This window comes from Azospirillum formosense, assembly GCF_040500525.1.
Taxonomy (GTDB): Bacteria; Pseudomonadota; Alphaproteobacteria; order Azospirillales; family Azospirillaceae; genus Azospirillum; species Azospirillum formosense_A.
The window spans coordinates 2431975-2447269 of the sequence record NZ_CP159402.1 but is presented as its reverse complement, the minus strand read 5'-3'; the positions used below and the strand labels follow the sequence as shown (position 1 = coordinate 2447269).

The window sequence follows — 15295 nt, the reverse complement described above, 5'->3', positions numbered from 1 at the left end:
CCTTTCGCACGACCCGGCCCGACGGCCTCACACCGCTTCCCCGACCCGCAGGGCGCGGATCGCCGCCTCCACCGCCGGATAGGCGGCGCGCACCGCCGCCAGGGCCTCCGCCGCCCCGTCCGGATCGCCGCGGTGGGCGGCAAGCTCCAGGGAGGACGCGCTGTGGCCCAGCCGCCCGGCCCCCGCCGTGCGGGCGGCCCCGGCCAGCGTGTGGGCGGCGCCGCGCAGGGCCTCCAGGTCGTTGCGCTCCAGGGCGGCGGCGGCCTCGTCCAGCAGCGGGCGGGTGGTTTCCAGGAAGAAGTCCAGCATGTCCAGCGCCATCCCGTCGAGCGCGCCGAAGGTGGTGCGGACATGGTCGAGGTCCAGCGCCCGGTCCTCCGCCCCGGCGGCGTCCGGCGCCGGGGGCTCGTCGGGGGCCGCGGCGCTGCCCTCGCCGAACGCGCGGTTCAGGGCGGCGGCGAGCTGCCGCAGGGTCACCGGCTTGGCGATGTAGTCGTCCATGCCCGCGGCGGTGCAGCGCTCCATCTCCCCCGCCAGGGCGTTGGCGGTCATGGCGATGATGCCGGTGCGCGGACGGGGGGCGGCGCCCGACCCGGCGCCCGACTCGGCGACCAATTCGGCGCTGCGGATCTGGCGCGACAGCTCGTAGCCGTCCATGCGCGGCATGTGGCAATCGGTGATCAGCAGCCGGTAGGGCCGCGCCCGCCACGCGGTCAGCGCCTCCAGCCCGTCGCCGGTCAGGTCGGCCTCGAAGCCGAGCTGGCGGAGCTGGCGCAGGATCACCTGCTGGTTGGTCGGATGGTCCTCGGCCACCAGGATCATCGGCGGGGCCGCGACCGGGGCGGGGTCCGGCGCGTCGAGGGCGGCCATGCCCGGGGCGGACATGCCGGGGGCGGCCGGACCGCCGTCGGCCTCGCGGGCCGGCGTGTCGGAGTAGCGCTCCAGGGGAACGGTGCGTCCGGCCAGGGCGGCCAGACGGCGGAACAGGGCGTCGCGGCGGATCGGGCGGCCGAGATGGTCGTGGCGCGGCGTGTGCCCGGCGGGCGGCGCGCCGTCCTCGCCGGCGTCCGGCAGGCAGTCGCCGGCCTGCTCCCGCCCGTCCACCAGATGCAGCGTGGGCGGCGGGCGGACCCCGGCGGCGACGATGCGGGCGAGCACCGCCGGAGCGGACAGCCGCGGGTTGGGCGCGCCGGGCGCGTCGTCGGGATGGTGCTCCAGCAGGCCGTCGGACAGAACCAGCAGGTCCGCGTCGGCCATCGTCAGCAGCTCCACCGCCTCGTCCGCCGTCGTGGCGTCGGCGACGGCGGCGCGCTTGTCCTCCAGCGCCCGGATCAGGACGGAGCGCTGCACCGGGTCGGGCTCGGCCACGATGATGGACAGGCCGGTGAGGTCGGTGTCGTCGCGCGGGGCGGATTGCGGGTCGCCCGGCGCCAGATCCACCGTGAACCAGAAGGTGGAGCCGCAGCCCGGCGCCGATTCCACCCCGATGCGCCCGCCCATCATCTCGACCAGACGGGCGCAGATGGCCAGCCCCAGCCCGGTCCCGCCAAAGCGGCGGGTGGTGGAGCTGTCGGCCTGGCTGAAAGGCTGGAACAGGCGGGCCTGGCCGGCGCCGCTGATGCCGATGCCGGTGTCCTCCACCGAGAAGCGCAGGCGCAGCCGGTCCGGCCCGGCGGCGGACGGTTCCAGCCGGGTGCGCAGGACGACCCGGCCGGCGTCGGTGAACTTGATGGCGTTGCCCGTCAGGTTGAACAGGATCTGGCGCAGCCGCCCGGGATCGCCGCGCACCGCCGCGGGCACCTTGCGGTCGAGGTCGCAGACCAGCAGCAGCGCCTTCTGGTGGGCCTGCGGGGCCAGCAGCTCCGCCACCCCCTCCACCAGCTCGCGCGGGTCGAGGTCCATCTCGTCGAGGTCGAGCTTGCCGGCCTCGATCTTGGACAGGTCCAGGATGTCGTCGATGATCCGCAGAAGCGCCGTGGCGCTGTCGCGCACGGTGGTGACCAGCTCGGTCTGCTCGGCGTCCAGCGGGGTCAGGGCGATCAGCTCCAGCATGCCCAGCACGCCGTTCATCGGGGTGCGGATCTCGTGGCTCATGGTCGCCAGGAACTCCGACTTGGAGCGGGCGGCGACCTCCGCCTGCTCCTTGGCGTGGCGCAGGTCCTCCTCGGCGCGCTTGCGGCCGGTGATGTCGTAGCTCCAGGCGAGGATCGCCGGCTCCCCCTCGAACTCGGTGCGCTGGAGGGTCTGGAGCGCCCAGACGCGGCTGCCGTCGGGCCGGTCCACCGCCACCTCGACCTCGCGGGCGACCAGCCCGGCGCCGTCCTGCGGCAGGGCGCGCCCCTGCAGGGTGGCGCCGGGCAGGGCCAGCGCGTGGCGGCGCCCGACGAAGGCGTCCGGCGGCAGCCCGGCCAGCTCCGCCGCGCGGGCGTTGGCGAAGGCGACGGAGCCGTCGGGCCGCCCGATCGACACGCCGACCGGGCTCTGCTCCAGGATCGCGCGCAGGCGGCGCTCGCTGTCCGACAGGGCGTGCTCGCGCGAGCGGATGGTGGCGACGAAATAGTGCAGGGCGCGCGCCATGTCGGCGATCTCGTCCTGCCCGTGGGTGGGGATGGCGACGGACCGCCCGGCGGCCGACGCGGTCATGGCCGTCTGGAGCCCGCGCAGCCGCCGCACCACGTTGCGGTGGATGTAGAGGAAGATGCCGAGCGCCCCGAGGATCGAGACCACGGCCATCGCCAGGATGGCGTTCTTGCCGTCGCGGATCACCCGCTCGAACTCGCCGGAACGGGCGGCGATGTCCTGCTCGATGGCCAGGAAATGGTCGGACACCGCGCCGACCAGCCGGTCGGAAACATTCTGGTTGCGGGTGATTGACCCCTTGATGGCGCGGGCCAGCCCGATTTCCGTCAGGCGGCTGGCGAACAGGTTGTGTTCCCCGAGCCCCAGCGCCTCCAGCTCCCGGTACAGCGGCTCCAGGTCGAAGGCGGGGCCCGGCGGCAGGCCGGACACCGCCTCCGCCGCGCGGTCCATCGCGGCGCGGTAGTCCTGCCGCAGCCGGTCCACCCGCGCCTCGTGGTCGGCGCGGGAGGCGGCGAGCATCAGCAGGATGGCGTGCTGCGCCTCCGCCGTCCACAGGTCGACCCGCTGCTCGGCGTCCCGGAACTCCTCCCGCTCGGCCAGGGTCCGCGCGGGGGGCTCGTCCCGCAGCGACCGCTCGGCGTCGCGGATGCGCTCGGCCAGCTGGATCAGGCGGCCGACCAGCCCGCCCGTCTCCGCGGCGGCGGCGAGCTGGCGCTCCACCTGGGTGTTTAGGGTCATCAGGTTGGCGACCAGCTCGTTCTTGCGGCGCTGCAGCTCCGCCACGTCGGCCACGTCGGTGCCGCGGTCGCGCAGCCGGGTCATCAGGTCTTCCAGCAGGGCGATCTGGTCGCTCAGCCGGGCCATCACCGATTCGCGCACCGACTGGCTCTGCACCGCGACCAAGGCCGGGGCGTTGGCGGCCAGCGTGCCGCTCTGCTGGGCGAGCTGCGAGGCGTTGACGAGGCCCGGCACCTTGGCCGTGGCGATCTGCTCGAATCCTTGGTGGAAACGGGCGAAGAGGGAGACGGCCACCACGCCGGTCGCGGCGGTCAGGCCGGCGATCACGGTCAGACCCGCCAGGATGCGAAACGCCACGCCCAGCCGGGGAAGGGGCATGCCCGTGCCTCGATTTCTTGTCGTCCGCCTGAAATAACACGGGCCGTCGGCCGGGCGCAATTCACACCCCCCCTTTGGCGCACCCTTTGGGCACCCTCGGCGCAATCGGACGCTGCGCGGGAGGACGCGGCGGCCTTGGCGGGCTTGACCCGCCCAGGTTGCCGGACCAAAGCTGAAGCACAGGCGGCAGGAGGGGTGGCCGATGGGCTTTGTCCGGTCTTTCGCGCGGGTTGCGGTGGTCGCTGTGGCGCTGGCGGCGGCGTTGGCCGCGCCGTTCGGGGTTCCGCGCGCCGAGACGCTGGAGGACGTGCGCGACCGCGGGCTGCTGCGCTGCGGCGTCTCGTCCAGCGGGGCCGGTCTGGCGGCGGTGGACGACAGCGGCCACTGGCGCGGCTTCTTTGTGGACATGTGCCGGGCGCTGGCCGCCGCCGTCGCCGGCCACGCCGACCGGGTGGAGTTCGTCGAGACCAACTCCGAGAACCGCTTCGCCATCCTGCGCAACGGCGAGGTGGATGTGGTGATGGAGGGCACGACCTGGACCCTGCAGCGCGACGCCACCTTCGGCATCGACTTCCCGGTGGTCTACCTGTTCGACGGCCAGGGATTCATCGCGCATCGCGCCCAGGGCATCGCCCGCCTGTCCGACATGCCGGCCGGCGCCTCCGTCTGCGTGATCGAGCAAACCACCAGCCTGCGCAACCTGGAGGACTGGATGGGCCGCACCGGCGTGCGCTTCCGCCTGAAGCCGGTGCGCTCGACCGAGGGGGCGCTGTCGGCCTTCTTCAACCACCACTGCGACCTCTACACCAGCGACCGCATCGGCCTGCACGCCCAGCGCCTGCTGAAGGCCCCCGAGCGCGAGGACTACGTCATCCTGCCGGAGGCGATCTCCAAGGAGCCGCTGGGGCCAATGGTCCGCCCGGACGAGCGGCGGTGGTTCGACATCGTGCGCTGGGTGTTCCTGGCCACCGTCCTGGCCGAGGAGAAGGGGATCACCGCCGCCAACGCCGCCCGCTTGAAGGGGGAGGCGCAGGACCCGGAGGTGCGCCGGCTCCTCGGGGCGGCCGCCGGGGTCGGCTGGGGGCTGGGGCTGGACGACGACTGGGCCTTCCGCGTGGTCACGCAGGTCGGCAATTACGGCGAGATCTTCGACCGCCATCTGGGCGCCGCCTCGCCGCTGGGCATCGAGCGCGGGATGAACGGGCTTTGGATGAACGGCGGCCTCCATTACGCCCCGCCTCTCGGGGGGTGAGGGCGGGCGGCGCTCTGCCATGCCGAGTCGCCTCATTGCCTTCGCCGTGGCTTTTCCCATGTTGTGGGCATGTTCGGCGAAAGGTTCGGCGAACGCTTCAAATCCGTGCGAACCGCCGCTATGGTGGCGCCTTCCGGGCGCCGCGCGGCCCGCTTCAGGCAGTTTCCCAGGCCATGACCAGACCCAACACCTACCGTTCCGGTCCCGACGAGCGCGGGCATTTCGGCATCTATGGCGGACGCTTCGTCGCCGAGACGCTGATGCCCCTGATCCTTGAGGTGGAGAAAGCCTACCGCGAGGCTCGGGCCGACCCCGCCTTCGACGGCGCGATCCGCGAGCATCTCAAGCAGTATGTCGGCCGCCCGAACCCGCTCTACTATGCCGAACGCCTGACGGAGAAGCTCGGCGGCGCGAAGATCTACTTCAAGCGCGAGGAGCTGAACCACACCGGCGCGCACAAGATCAACAACTGCATCGGCCAGATCCTGCTCGCCCGCCGCATGGGCAAGAAGCGGATCATCGCCGAGACCGGCGCCGGCCAGCACGGTGTGGCGACCGCCACGGTCTGCGCGCTGTTCGACATGCCCTGCGTCATCTACATGGGCGAGACCGACATCGCCCGCCAGCAGCCCAACGTCTTCCGCATGAAGCTGCTGGGGGCCGAGGTGGTCCCGGTGACCTCCGGCGCGCGGACGCTGAAGGACGCGATGAACGAGGCGCTGCGCGACTGGGTCACCAACGTCGCCGACACCTACTACCTGATCGGCACGGCCGCCGGCCCGCACCCGTATCCCGCCATGGTCCGCGACTTCCAGTCGGTGATCGGCGACGAGGTGCGCGTGCAGATGCAGGAGTTGGAGGGCCGCCTGCCCGACAGCCTCGTCGCCTGCGTCGGCGGCGGCTCCAACGCCATCGGCCTGTTCCATCCCTTCCTCGACGATCCGTCGGTGCAGATGGTCGCGGTCGAGGCCGCCGGCCACGGCATCGACAAGGGGCCGCTGGCCCACGCCGCCTCGATCACCGGCGGGCGCCCCGGCGTGCTGCACGGCAACCGCACCTACCTGCTGCAGGACGAGGACGGGCAGATCCTGGAGGGCCACTCCATCTCCGCCGGCCTCGACTATCCGGGCGTCGGGCCGGAGCATTCCTGGCTGCACGACATCGGGCGCGTCGAGTATGTGTCGGCTACCGACCAGGAGACGCTGGACGCCTTCCAGCTCTGCGCCCGCACCGAGGGCATCATCCCCGCGCTGGAATCGGCGCACGCGCTGGCGGAGATCGTCAAGCGCGCCCCGAAATTGCCCAAGGACCACCTGATGGTGCTCTGCCTGTCGGGCCGCGGCGACAAGGACATCTTCTCCGTCGCCCAGCATCTGGGAGTGAAGCTGTGAGCGCCCTCAACGACCAGTCCGTTGACAATGGCCGCATCGCCCGGCGGTTCGCCGCGCTGAAGGCGGAGGGCCGCGCCGGCCTCGTCACCTTCATTACCGCGGGCGACCCGGATCTGGAGACCTGCCGCGCCGTCCTGCACGGCCTGCCCGCCGCGGGCGCCGACCTGATCGAGTTGGGGCTTCCCTTCTCCGACCCGATGGCCGACGGCCCGGCGATCCAGGCGGCCAGCCTGCGCGCGCTCCACGCCGGGACGACGGCGCGCAAGACGCTGGACCTCGTGCGCGGCTTCCGCGAAACGGACGCCGACACGCCGGTGATCCTGATGGGCTATTACAACCCGATCCACGCCTATGGGGTGGACCGCTTCCTGGCCGACGCCATCGAGGCCGGGGTGGACGGGCTGATCGTCGTCGACCTGCCGCCCGAAGAGGACGAGGAGCTGTGCATCCCGGCGCTGAAGGCCGGGGTGAACTTCATCCGTCTGGCGACGCCGACCACCGACGACAGGCGCCTGCCGGCGGTGCTCCAGAACACCTCGGGCTTCGTCTATTACGTGTCGATCGCCGGCATCACCGGTGCGGCCAGCGCCGACAACGCCGCGGTGGGCGCCGCGGTGGAGCGTCTGAAGCGCCACACCGACCTGCCGGTGGCGGTCGGCTTCGGCATCAAGACGCCGGAACAGGCGGCCGACGTCGCCCGCGTCGCCGACGCGGCGGTGGTCGGGTCGGCCATCGTCACGCGGCTGGCCAGCGGGCTGGACGCGGACGGCAAGGCCCGTGCGGGTCTGGCCGAGGATGTGCTGGGCTTCGTCCGGGAACTGGCCGGCGGCGTGCGCGGCGCGCGCGTCTGAGAGCGCGGGCCTAGATCGCCGGGCCGAGAGCGCCGGCTGAGCGGGATATCAGGAAGAATTCGATGAACTGGCTTACCAACTACGTCCGTCCCAAGATCCGCGCCCTCTATGCCCGCAAGGAGGTTCCCGACAACCTCTGGCACAAGTGCCCGAGCTGCGAGGCGATGCTCTTCCACCGCGATCTGGAGGATAACCTCAACGTCTGCCAGCATTGCGGCTTCCACATGCGGCTGGACCCGATCAAGCGGCTGGCCTCGATGTTCGACGAGGGCGACTACCAGTCGGTCGAGCTGCCGAAGTCGGTGGTCGATCCGCTGAAGTTCCGCGACCAGAAGCGCTACACCGACCGCCTGAAGGAAGCCCAGACCAAGACGGGCCGGCACGACGCCATCGTCGTCGGCTCCGGCCTGATCGGCGGGCAGCCGGCGGTCGTCGCGGCCTTCGACTTCGGCTTCATGGGCGGCTCGATGGGCATCGCGGTGGGCGAGGGCATCCTGGCCGCCGCCCGCACCGCCATCGCCCAGAAGGCGGCGCTGATCGTCGTCCCGGCCTCGGGCGGGGCGCGCATGCAGGAAGGCATCCTGTCGCTGATGCAGATGCCGCGCACCACCATCGCGGTGGAGATGGTCAAGGAAGCGGGCCTGCCCTACATCGTGGTGCTGACCGACCCGACGACCGGCGGCGTCACCGCCTCCTTCGCGATGATCGGCGACATCCACATCGCCGAGAAGGGCGCGCAGATCGGCTTCGCCGGCGCCCGCGTGATCGAGAGCACGATCCGCGAGACCCTGCCGGAGGGCTTCCAGCGCTCCGAATACCTGCAGGAGCACGGCATGGTGGACATGGTCGTCCATCGCCGCGACCTGCGCCCGACCCTGTCGCGCGTCCTGACCCTGCTGATGCAGCCGGTCCTGGCCGTGGCGCCGGAAGCGCTGCCGGCCGCGGCCGCCCAGGCGGAGGAGCCGCGCAGCCAGGCCGAGGCCGCCGACGAGACGCCGGCCCAGGCGGGCGCCGAGAGGACCGGCTCCGAGCAGCCGGCCTGATCCCGCCATGCCGCTCGCTGAGTCGCTCGCCGATCCGGTTCTCGACCGGCTGAAGGGGCTGCACCCCAAGGTCATCGACCTGTCGCTGGACCGCGTGCACCGGCTGCTCGCCGCGCTGGGCCATCCGGAGCGGCGCCTGCCGCCGGTGGTCCATGTGGCGGGCACCAACGGCAAGGGCTCCACGCTCGCCTTCCTGCGGGCGATGCTGGAGGCCGCCGGGCTGCGGGTGCATGTCTACACCTCGCCGCACCTCGTGCGCTTCCACGAGCGCATCCGGCTGGCCGGCACGCTGATCGACGACGACCGGCTGGCCGCCCTGCTGGAGGAGTGCGAGGCCGCCAACGGCGGCGGGCCGATCACCTTCTTCGAGGTGACGACGGTCGCCGCCCTGCTCGCCTTCGCGCGGGAGCCGGCGGACGTGGTGCTTCTGGAAACCGGGCTGGGCGGGCGGCTCGACGCCACCAACGTGGTGGACCGCCCGGCGGTCACCGCGATCACGCGCATCTCCTACGACCACCGCCAGTTCCTCGGCGACACGCTGGAGGCCATCGCGGGCGAGAAGGCCGGCATCTTCAAGCCGGGCGTCCCCGCCGTGATCTTCCCGCAGCCCGCGGAGGAGGCTGCCCACACCCTGGCCATCCGCGCCGAGACGGTGGGCGCGCCGGTCCATGGCTGGTCGGTCACGCCGACCGAAAGCGGTTTCCGCTTCGAGAGCGCCCGCCGCCGCATCGAGCTGCCGCTGCCGGGGCTGGCCGGGGCGCACCAGATCGTCAACGCCGGGGTGGCGTTGGCCTGCCTGGACCATCTGCCGGTCAAGGTCGACGACGCGGCGGTGCGCCGCGGCCTTGCCGCCGTGGAGTGGCCCGCCCGCCTGCAGCGGCTGACCCGCGGCCCGCTGGCCGAGGCCCTGCCCGCCGGCTGGGAGCTGTGGCTGGACGGCGGCCACAACGATTCGGCGGGCGAGGTGCTGGCGGTCCAGGCCGCGCGCTGGGCGGAGGAGGAGCCGAAGCGGCCCCTGCTGCTGGTCTACGGCATGCTGGCGAGCAAGGAGCCGAAGGAGTTCCTGGGGCCGCTGGCGCCCTTCGTCACCGCCGCCCGCACCGTCGCCATCCCCGGCGAGGATGCCTCGCTGACGGCCGAGGACACCGCCGCGGCCACCCGCGCCTGCGGCATTGCCGACAGCGCGGGGGCGGCGGATGTGGCGGCGGCGCTGGAAAACCTGAAGGCACGGGTCGATGGGCCGGCCCGTGTGCTGATCTGCGGCTCGCTCTATCTGGCGGGCACGGTCCTGGCGGAGAACGGCTGAGTTGCGGGCAGGCGGGGGCTTCAGCGCCCCTGCTTGCCGTCCAGCTCCAGCATGTTGCGCAGCGCGGCGAGGGTCTTGCCGAGCGTTCCCGAATCGTCCTTGGCCGCCTTCTTCCCGGACTCGGCGCCGTCCGGTCGCCGTCCGGCGTCCGGCTTGGGATTCTCCGGCCTGGACGTTTCCAGGCCAGGCGTTTCCAACCTGGGCTTTTCCGGTTCGGCCGCCGGAACCGGCGCGACGAGATCCAGAGGCTCGTCGTCTTCGTCCTCTTCCAGGGCCGCTTCCGGCGCGCGGCGCGGCAGCGGCTTGAAGCCGGGCATGGCGTCCGCCTCGGGACGGATGGGCGCATCGCTTTTCCAGGCCGGGCTGGGCGGGTCGTCGAGATCGCTCTCCGCCTCGACGAGCGCGCGCAGGGCGCGCAGCGCCTCCTCCATCTCCTGTTCCTGGGAGGACTTGCGCTGAACCGGGGCGCGGTCCTGGTCCGGCTCGTCCTCCCGGTCGGCGGCGTCGTCCTCGTCGTCGGCAGAGTCGTCGGCGCGGTTCCAGAAGGCGTCGTCGGCGTCGTCCCGCCGCTCCTCCGCGTCCTCCTCCCGATCCTCGGGATCGTCGAGGACCGGCGAGCGCGACCGGCCGAACAGCGGAGTCACCACCCCGTGGTCGCGATCCTCCTGGTCGTCCGGACGGCCACGGAGCGTTCCCGCGTCATCATCCTCGTCGCGGTCGGCGGCGGCCTTCTGCACCATGCTGCGCAGGGCGGCGATGGTGCGGTCCAGCGGATCGCTGCCGGTCGGGGCGCTGTCGCGCTCCCGGGCGCGTTCCCAGGGAGGCGGGGCCTTGTCCGGGTCGCGGATGGCGAAGCCCAGGATGTCGTCGGTGGACGGCTCCGCCTCATCGTCCCCGTCCGGCCCGTCGAAATCGTCAGCCTTGTTCTCGGCGGCTTCGGGCTCGTCGTCTCGGGAATCGGCGGCGTCCTTGAGCGAAAAGACAGGGGCCGTGGCCAACCCGGGCGGCGGAAACGGGACCGGCGGCGCGGCCGGTTCCTCCGCGCGGGCGGCATCGCCGCGGCCGTCCAGGATGCTGCGCAGCGCCGCGATGGTGCGGTCGAACGAGCGGGACGCGTCATCGTCCGGATCGCCCGCGGCGGCCGGTTGGCTTGCCCGAGGGGGCGGGGCCGGAGGCGCGGCCTCGACCCGATTGTGCTCGTCGTCCCCGGCCTCATCCGCGTCCCGGTCCGCGAGCGACCAGCGGCGCGGACTCCAATCCTCGTCGTCGTCCCACTCGGCGGAGGCGGCCGCGCCATCGCCATCGTCGTCGCCAACGTCATCATGGCCCGCGAGATCGGCGAGCGACACCGGCTCCCACAGGGGGCGGCGGCCCGATTCGGGGGCGGCGTCGCCGTCGGCGGCCAGCCGTTCCAACTCCAGATCCAAATCCGGATCCAGCGCGGCGGCGGCGGGCCAAGCGGCGGGGACGGGGGTCGCGTTCTCCTCCGGCTCGCCCATCGCATCGCCACGGCCCCGCACCGCGTCGAGCAATCCCTGCAGGGCGGCCAGCGGACCGGCGAAGGACGGGGCGTCCTCCTGCGCGGTCGCCGCCGTCACGGGCGTCGAGAAGGGCGGGGGCGCCGGGCGGCTTTCGGTGTCGCGGGAGTTGCAGCGCGAGCAGCGGTAATGGGGGGCGATGGACAGGACCGGATAATTGGGGCCGAAGCGCCGGTTCATGTCCGCGCGCGGCAGCACGCCCTCGTGGCCGCAGGCGCGGCAGCGGACGTGCACATCGACCTCGATGTCGCGCAGGTAAAGCATGCGTGCCATGGGCGCAGTATACGCAGCGGCGGGCCCATGCCCAGCGGATTCGCCGGCCGCCCCGCCCGCCGTGCCGCTGCCGGCGGTGACCTTTTCGGTCGGCCGTCCCAACGGGCCGCCGCAGACGGCCGGGAGACGGCCAGGAGACGGCCAGGAGACGGCCAGGAGACGGATGGTTGGCAAGTCGCGGCGGAGCCGCTATGTTCAGCGCCGTGGCCCCGTAGCTCATCTGGATAGAGCGACGGTTTCCTAAACCGTAGGCAGCTGGTTCGAGTCCAGCCGGGGTCACCACCCTCTTCCGCGACCGCTCCCGCCGTCCGCGAGTCGGCCCTCTGCCGAAGGCCTTTCCAATGACCGCACCCCTGTTGCTGCAGGACGCCGTTCTCGTCACCGGCGCGGGACGTCGCGTCGGTCTGCATCTGGCCGAGCGGATGATGGCGCTGGGGCACCCGGTCATCGCCCATTACCGGACCCCCACCGACGAGCTGGAGCGGCTGCGCGCCGCCGGGGCGGTCTGCCTGCGCGGCGATCTCGCCGATCCGGACGGCGGGCCGCGGCTGGCCGACGCCGTGCGGGGCGTGGCGGGCAGCCTGCGGGCGGTGGTCCACAACGCCTCGGCCTTCGAGGTGACGGCGGCGGACACCGCGGACGCGCTGCGGCAGCTCGACCTCTTCCACGCCGTGCATGTCCGCGCGCCCTTCGCGCTGAACCGCGAGCTGGCGCCGCTGCTGGACGCCTGTTCGGCGCGGCGGGCCGACATCGTGCACATCACCGACATCTACGCCGACAACCCCAACCCGGTTTTCGACGCCTATTGCGCCAGCAAGGCCGGGCTTCAGAACCTCGCCCTGTCCTTCGCCAAGCGGCTGGCCCCCAAGGTCAAGGTCAACGTCGTCCAGCCGGGGCCGATCCTGTTCAAGGAGTGGCACGGCCCCGAGGCGCGGGCGCGGGTGCTGTCAGAGACGCTGCTCGGCGAGGAGGGCGGGGTGGAGGCCATCGGCATGGCGGTGGAGGCCATCCTCCAAAATCACTATCAGACCGGCGCCATCGTCGCGGTGGACGGTGGCCGGCGCCTCGCCTAACCGGGGTGAGCCGACGCTGCAGCCCGGCAGGGTCGTCGCGCACAGGTCGCCCTGGGGCGCCGGGACGGGCTTTCCGGTCAGCAGCGCGGCGATCTCCGCGAAGGGGGCGGCCAGATAGGGGTCCGGGCGCAGGTCCGCCAGGCCGTCCAGCGGGAAGGCGTGGCCGACCCGCCCGATCAGGTCGATGTCGGCCGGCCGGTCGCGCGTCTTGCAGCCGGGATGGTCGCGGTCGCGGCCCAGCGCCAGCTCGATCCCCACGCACAAGCCCTTGCAGCAGGCGGGGTCCAGCGCGCTCGGCACATAGGCGCAATAGTTGACGAAGGGGTGGGCGCTCGCCATGCCGACCGGCGCCGTCCGGTAGAAGCGGCTGAGCAGCACGCGGCCGAAGAGATCGGCCAGACGGGCGGCGATCCGCGCCGCGTTCCGCTCCGGGTCCAGGTTCGTTCCGATTCCCAGGATGTGGCCGCTTGACGGCAGAGAGGCGGAGGGCATCGGAATCAGGGCGTCCATAAGCGTTCCATCGATCGGGATGTGCGGTGGGGAGGTGTGAAATGCTGGAGGAAACGGTGGCGCCGGGTCGTTACAAGCTGGCCATGCCCGGAGTGAAGAATGAACGAATTTTGATACACCTTTCCGTATGTAAAAATAGGCAGGCTGTTTTTGATAGAATTTTCGTTGGAACGCTCGCGGAAAGCAATCATGATAAAGGTTGAATGGCCGAATTGCCGACGGTTAGCCGATATGGTGAATGGAATTGTTTGCCGTTTTGTCGCCCTGGCGTTGCTTGTACTTGCCGGCGCGGCCAGCGCCGGAACCCTGCCGGAGCCGACGGAAAAGCCGATCCTGGTCGTGTCGGGCCTGATCGGGACGACGAACCGCGACGGCATGGCGGTCTTCGACCGGCCCATGCTGGAGTCGCTCGGCATGGTGTCCTTCACCACCGCCACCCCCTGGTACAAGGAAAAGGTGACCTTCGAGGGGGTGCCGCTGGCCCGCCTGATGGAGCGTTTGGAGGCCCGCGGCGAAACGCTGACCGCGACGGCGCTGAACGACTACACCGGCGAAATCCCGATGGACGACGTGCGGAACCGCAAGGTGATCCTGGCGCTGAAGCGCGACGGGGCCTACATGCCGGTCAGCGACAAGGGACCGCTGTTCATCGTCTATGATTTCGACCATGATCCGGAAGCCAATCGGCAGAAATATTTCGCACGTTCGGTCTGGCAGGTCGCCCGGCTGGCCGTGAAGTGAAGGCACCCTTCGTGAGTCCGCCGACCGAGACCGCGCCGACCGGGAGCACGCGGCTGTCCCGCCTGCTGGGCTGGGCGTCGGAGGACCGCGCGCGCCGCCTGGGGCTCTGGCTGGCCATCCTGACCGGCGGGTTCGGCCTGGCCGCCGCCTATCTCTCGCTGCTGGTAGTGAATTACGGCGAGGCGCTGCGCGGGGCCGCCCCCTACAACTTCGCCTGGGCCGCCGGCCAGACGGTGGGCGAGGTGACGCGGCTGGAGCAGCGCATCCTGGCCAGCGCGCTTCCCGGCACCAACATCGACGCCGAGGAGGTGCAGCTCCGGCTGGACATCGTGCGCAACCGCATCGGCGTGCTGGGGCGGGGGCAGGCCTCCCTCTTCATGGACCGCTACCCGGAGCATCGCCGCACGGTGGCCCGCCTGGAGGAGGCGCTGGACCGGGTCGGCATGATCCTGGCGGGGCCGCTGCCGGCGGCGGAGAAGGCGCTGGCCGCCCTGGCGGTGCTGGAGCCCGTCGACCGCGAACTGAACGCCTTCGCCTCCGTCGCCTCGCAGTTCGGCGGGGAGCTGGTGGACGAGGGGCACGACCATCTGCTTCATCTGCACGGGCTGTTCTCCCTGCTGGCCGCCGGTCTGGCGGTCTGCGGCGTCCTGTTCATCACCGTGCTGCTGATCCAGAACCGGGCCATCCGGCGCGCGCACGACCGGATGGAGGCGATGGCCGGCGCCCTGCAGACGGCCATCGCCCAGGCGGAGGAGGCCAGCCAGGCCAAGACCCGCTTCCTGGCGACCATGAGCCACGAGCTGCGCACCCCGCTGAACGCGATCATCGGCTTCTCGGAGCTGATCCGCGACGACGGCGGTCCGCCGGGCGAGGGACTCCCCCCCGGCGGCGGGCCGGACGGCGCGAAGGACATCGGCCGCCGGGAAAACACCCGGCGGGAGCACGCCCAGTATGCGGGCTACATCCTGGGCAGCGCCCGGCACATGCTGAGCCTGGTCATCGACATCCTGACGGTCGCCCAGATGGAATCGGGCCATGCCAGCCTTACCTTCGAACCGGTGGACCTGCGCAAGGTGACGGGCACCGCCATCGCCACGGTGCTGGGCACCCAGGCCGGGCGCGGCCGGACGATCCGGACGGCGCCGGGGGCGGTGTGGCCGGTGCTGCAGGCCGACGAGCGGGCGGTGCGGCAGATGCTGCTGAACCTGCTGTCCAACGCGGTGAAGTTCAGCTCCGGCCCGTCGGCGATCGAGGTGCAGGCGTGGCTGGACCCGCAGGGCGGGTTCGTCATCGCCGTGCAGGACCACGGCATCGGCATGACGCCGGAGCAGATTGAAAAGGCCGCGCAGCCGTTCTATCAGGCGGAGGACGGCGCGACCCGCCGTTTCCAGGGATCGGGGCTGGGGCTCAGCATCGTGAAGAGCCTGATGGAGGCGCATGGCGGCCGGCTGCTGTTGGAAGGCGAGGCGGGGGCCGGTCTCCGGGCCTCGCTCCATTTTCCGGCGGAACGGGTCGGCGGGCCGATGCCGCGTCCGCAGCCGGCCAGTCCGCTTTGAGATCGCTTGAGATCAGCCGGCGTCAGTCTCGCCGGGCATGGGAAGAAAAAAGAAGGGATCGGGTT

Annotated in this window: 10 protein-coding genes, 1 tRNA gene and 1 pseudogene; 9 read left to right on the top strand and 3 right to left on the bottom strand. The window is 71.9% G+C overall.

Translation table 11 applies throughout. The annotated features are described in order from the left end of the window. Positions 1 to 27: 27 nt before the first annotated feature. The gene (locus ABVN73_RS11705) at positions 28 to 3696 is read right to left on the bottom strand and encodes an ATP-binding protein (RefSeq protein ID WP_353858139.1); all 3669 of its coding nucleotides are present in this window, start codon (positions 3694 to 3696) and stop codon (positions 28 to 30) included. Positions 3697 to 3898: 202 nt separating this feature from the next. Between ABVN73_RS11705 and ABVN73_RS11700 the strand changes: the two genes are divergently transcribed. The 5 genes from ABVN73_RS11700 (at position 3899) to ABVN73_RS11680 (ending at position 9539) form a co-directional block, all read left to right on the top strand. Then, the gene (locus tag ABVN73_RS11700) at positions 3899 to 4948 is read left to right on the top strand and encodes an amino acid ABC transporter substrate-binding protein (protein WP_353858138.1); all 1050 of its coding nucleotides are present in this window, start codon (positions 3899 to 3901) and stop codon (positions 4946 to 4948) included. 173 nt (positions 4949 to 5121) lie between these two features. Then, positions 5122 to 6339 (top strand): tryptophan synthase subunit beta, encoded by a 1218-nt coding sequence (gene trpB / locus ABVN73_RS11695; protein WP_145675084.1) that lies wholly within the window; start codon positions 5122 to 5124, stop codon positions 6337 to 6339. Further along, complete coding sequence (trpA, locus tag ABVN73_RS11690) at positions 6336 to 7190, top strand: tryptophan synthase subunit alpha (RefSeq protein WP_353858137.1); 855 nt, start codon at positions 6336 to 6338, stop codon at positions 7188 to 7190. The genes trpB and trpA overlap by 4 nt, the downstream gene beginning before the upstream one ends. A 62-nt stretch (positions 7191 to 7252) precedes the next feature. Next, positions 7253 to 8233 (top strand): acetyl-CoA carboxylase, carboxyltransferase subunit beta, encoded by a 981-nt coding sequence (gene accD / locus ABVN73_RS11685; RefSeq protein ID WP_353858136.1) that lies wholly within the window; start codon positions 7253 to 7255, stop codon positions 8231 to 8233. Between the two features lie 7 nt (positions 8234 to 8240). Beyond that, a complete protein-coding gene (locus tag ABVN73_RS11680) occupies positions 8241 to 9539 on the top strand; it encodes a folylpolyglutamate synthase/dihydrofolate synthase family protein (protein ID WP_353858135.1) in 1299 nt (432 codons plus the stop codon). Positions 9540 to 9559: 20 nt separating this feature from the next. Here the strand turns inward: ABVN73_RS11680 and ABVN73_RS11675 are convergent, their stop codons facing one another. Beyond that, the gene (locus tag ABVN73_RS11675; protein ID WP_353858134.1) at positions 9560 to 11350 is read right to left on the bottom strand and encodes a hypothetical protein; all 1791 of its coding nucleotides are present in this window, start codon (positions 11348 to 11350) and stop codon (positions 9560 to 9562) included. Between the two features lie 205 nt (positions 11351 to 11555). On the opposite strand from ABVN73_RS11675, the gene ABVN73_RS11670 reads away from it, so the two are divergent. Together ABVN73_RS11670 and ABVN73_RS11665 are read left to right on the top strand one after the other, a co-directional pair. Continuing rightward, positions 11556 to 11632, top strand: a tRNA-Arg gene (locus tag ABVN73_RS11670). 59 nt (positions 11633 to 11691) lie between these two features. Further along, the gene (locus tag ABVN73_RS11665) at positions 11692 to 12423 is read left to right on the top strand and encodes an SDR family NAD(P)-dependent oxidoreductase (RefSeq protein WP_353858133.1); all 732 of its coding nucleotides are present in this window, start codon (positions 11692 to 11694) and stop codon (positions 12421 to 12423) included. A 183-nt stretch (positions 12424 to 12606) separates the two neighbouring features. On the opposite strand, the pseudogene ABVN73_RS11660 reads toward ABVN73_RS11665, so the two are convergent. Beyond that, positions 12607 to 12915 (bottom strand): annotated as a pseudogene (locus ABVN73_RS11660) (2-amino-4-hydroxy-6-hydroxymethyldihydropteridine diphosphokinase); the annotation flags it as partial. Positions 12916 to 13203: 288 nt separating this feature from the next. Between ABVN73_RS11660 and ABVN73_RS11655 the strand changes: the two are divergent. Together ABVN73_RS11655 and ABVN73_RS11650 are read left to right on the top strand one after the other, a co-directional pair. Beyond that, positions 13204 to 13674, top strand: a complete 471-nt coding sequence (locus ABVN73_RS11655) for a molybdopterin-dependent oxidoreductase (protein WP_353858132.1) — start codon at positions 13204 to 13206, stop codon at positions 13672 to 13674. An 11-nt stretch (positions 13675 to 13685) separates the two neighbouring features. After that, positions 13686 to 15230 (top strand): HAMP domain-containing sensor histidine kinase, encoded by a 1545-nt coding sequence (locus tag ABVN73_RS11650; RefSeq protein ID WP_353858131.1) that lies wholly within the window; start codon positions 13686 to 13688, stop codon positions 15228 to 15230. Positions 15231 to 15295 lie beyond the last annotated feature (65 nt).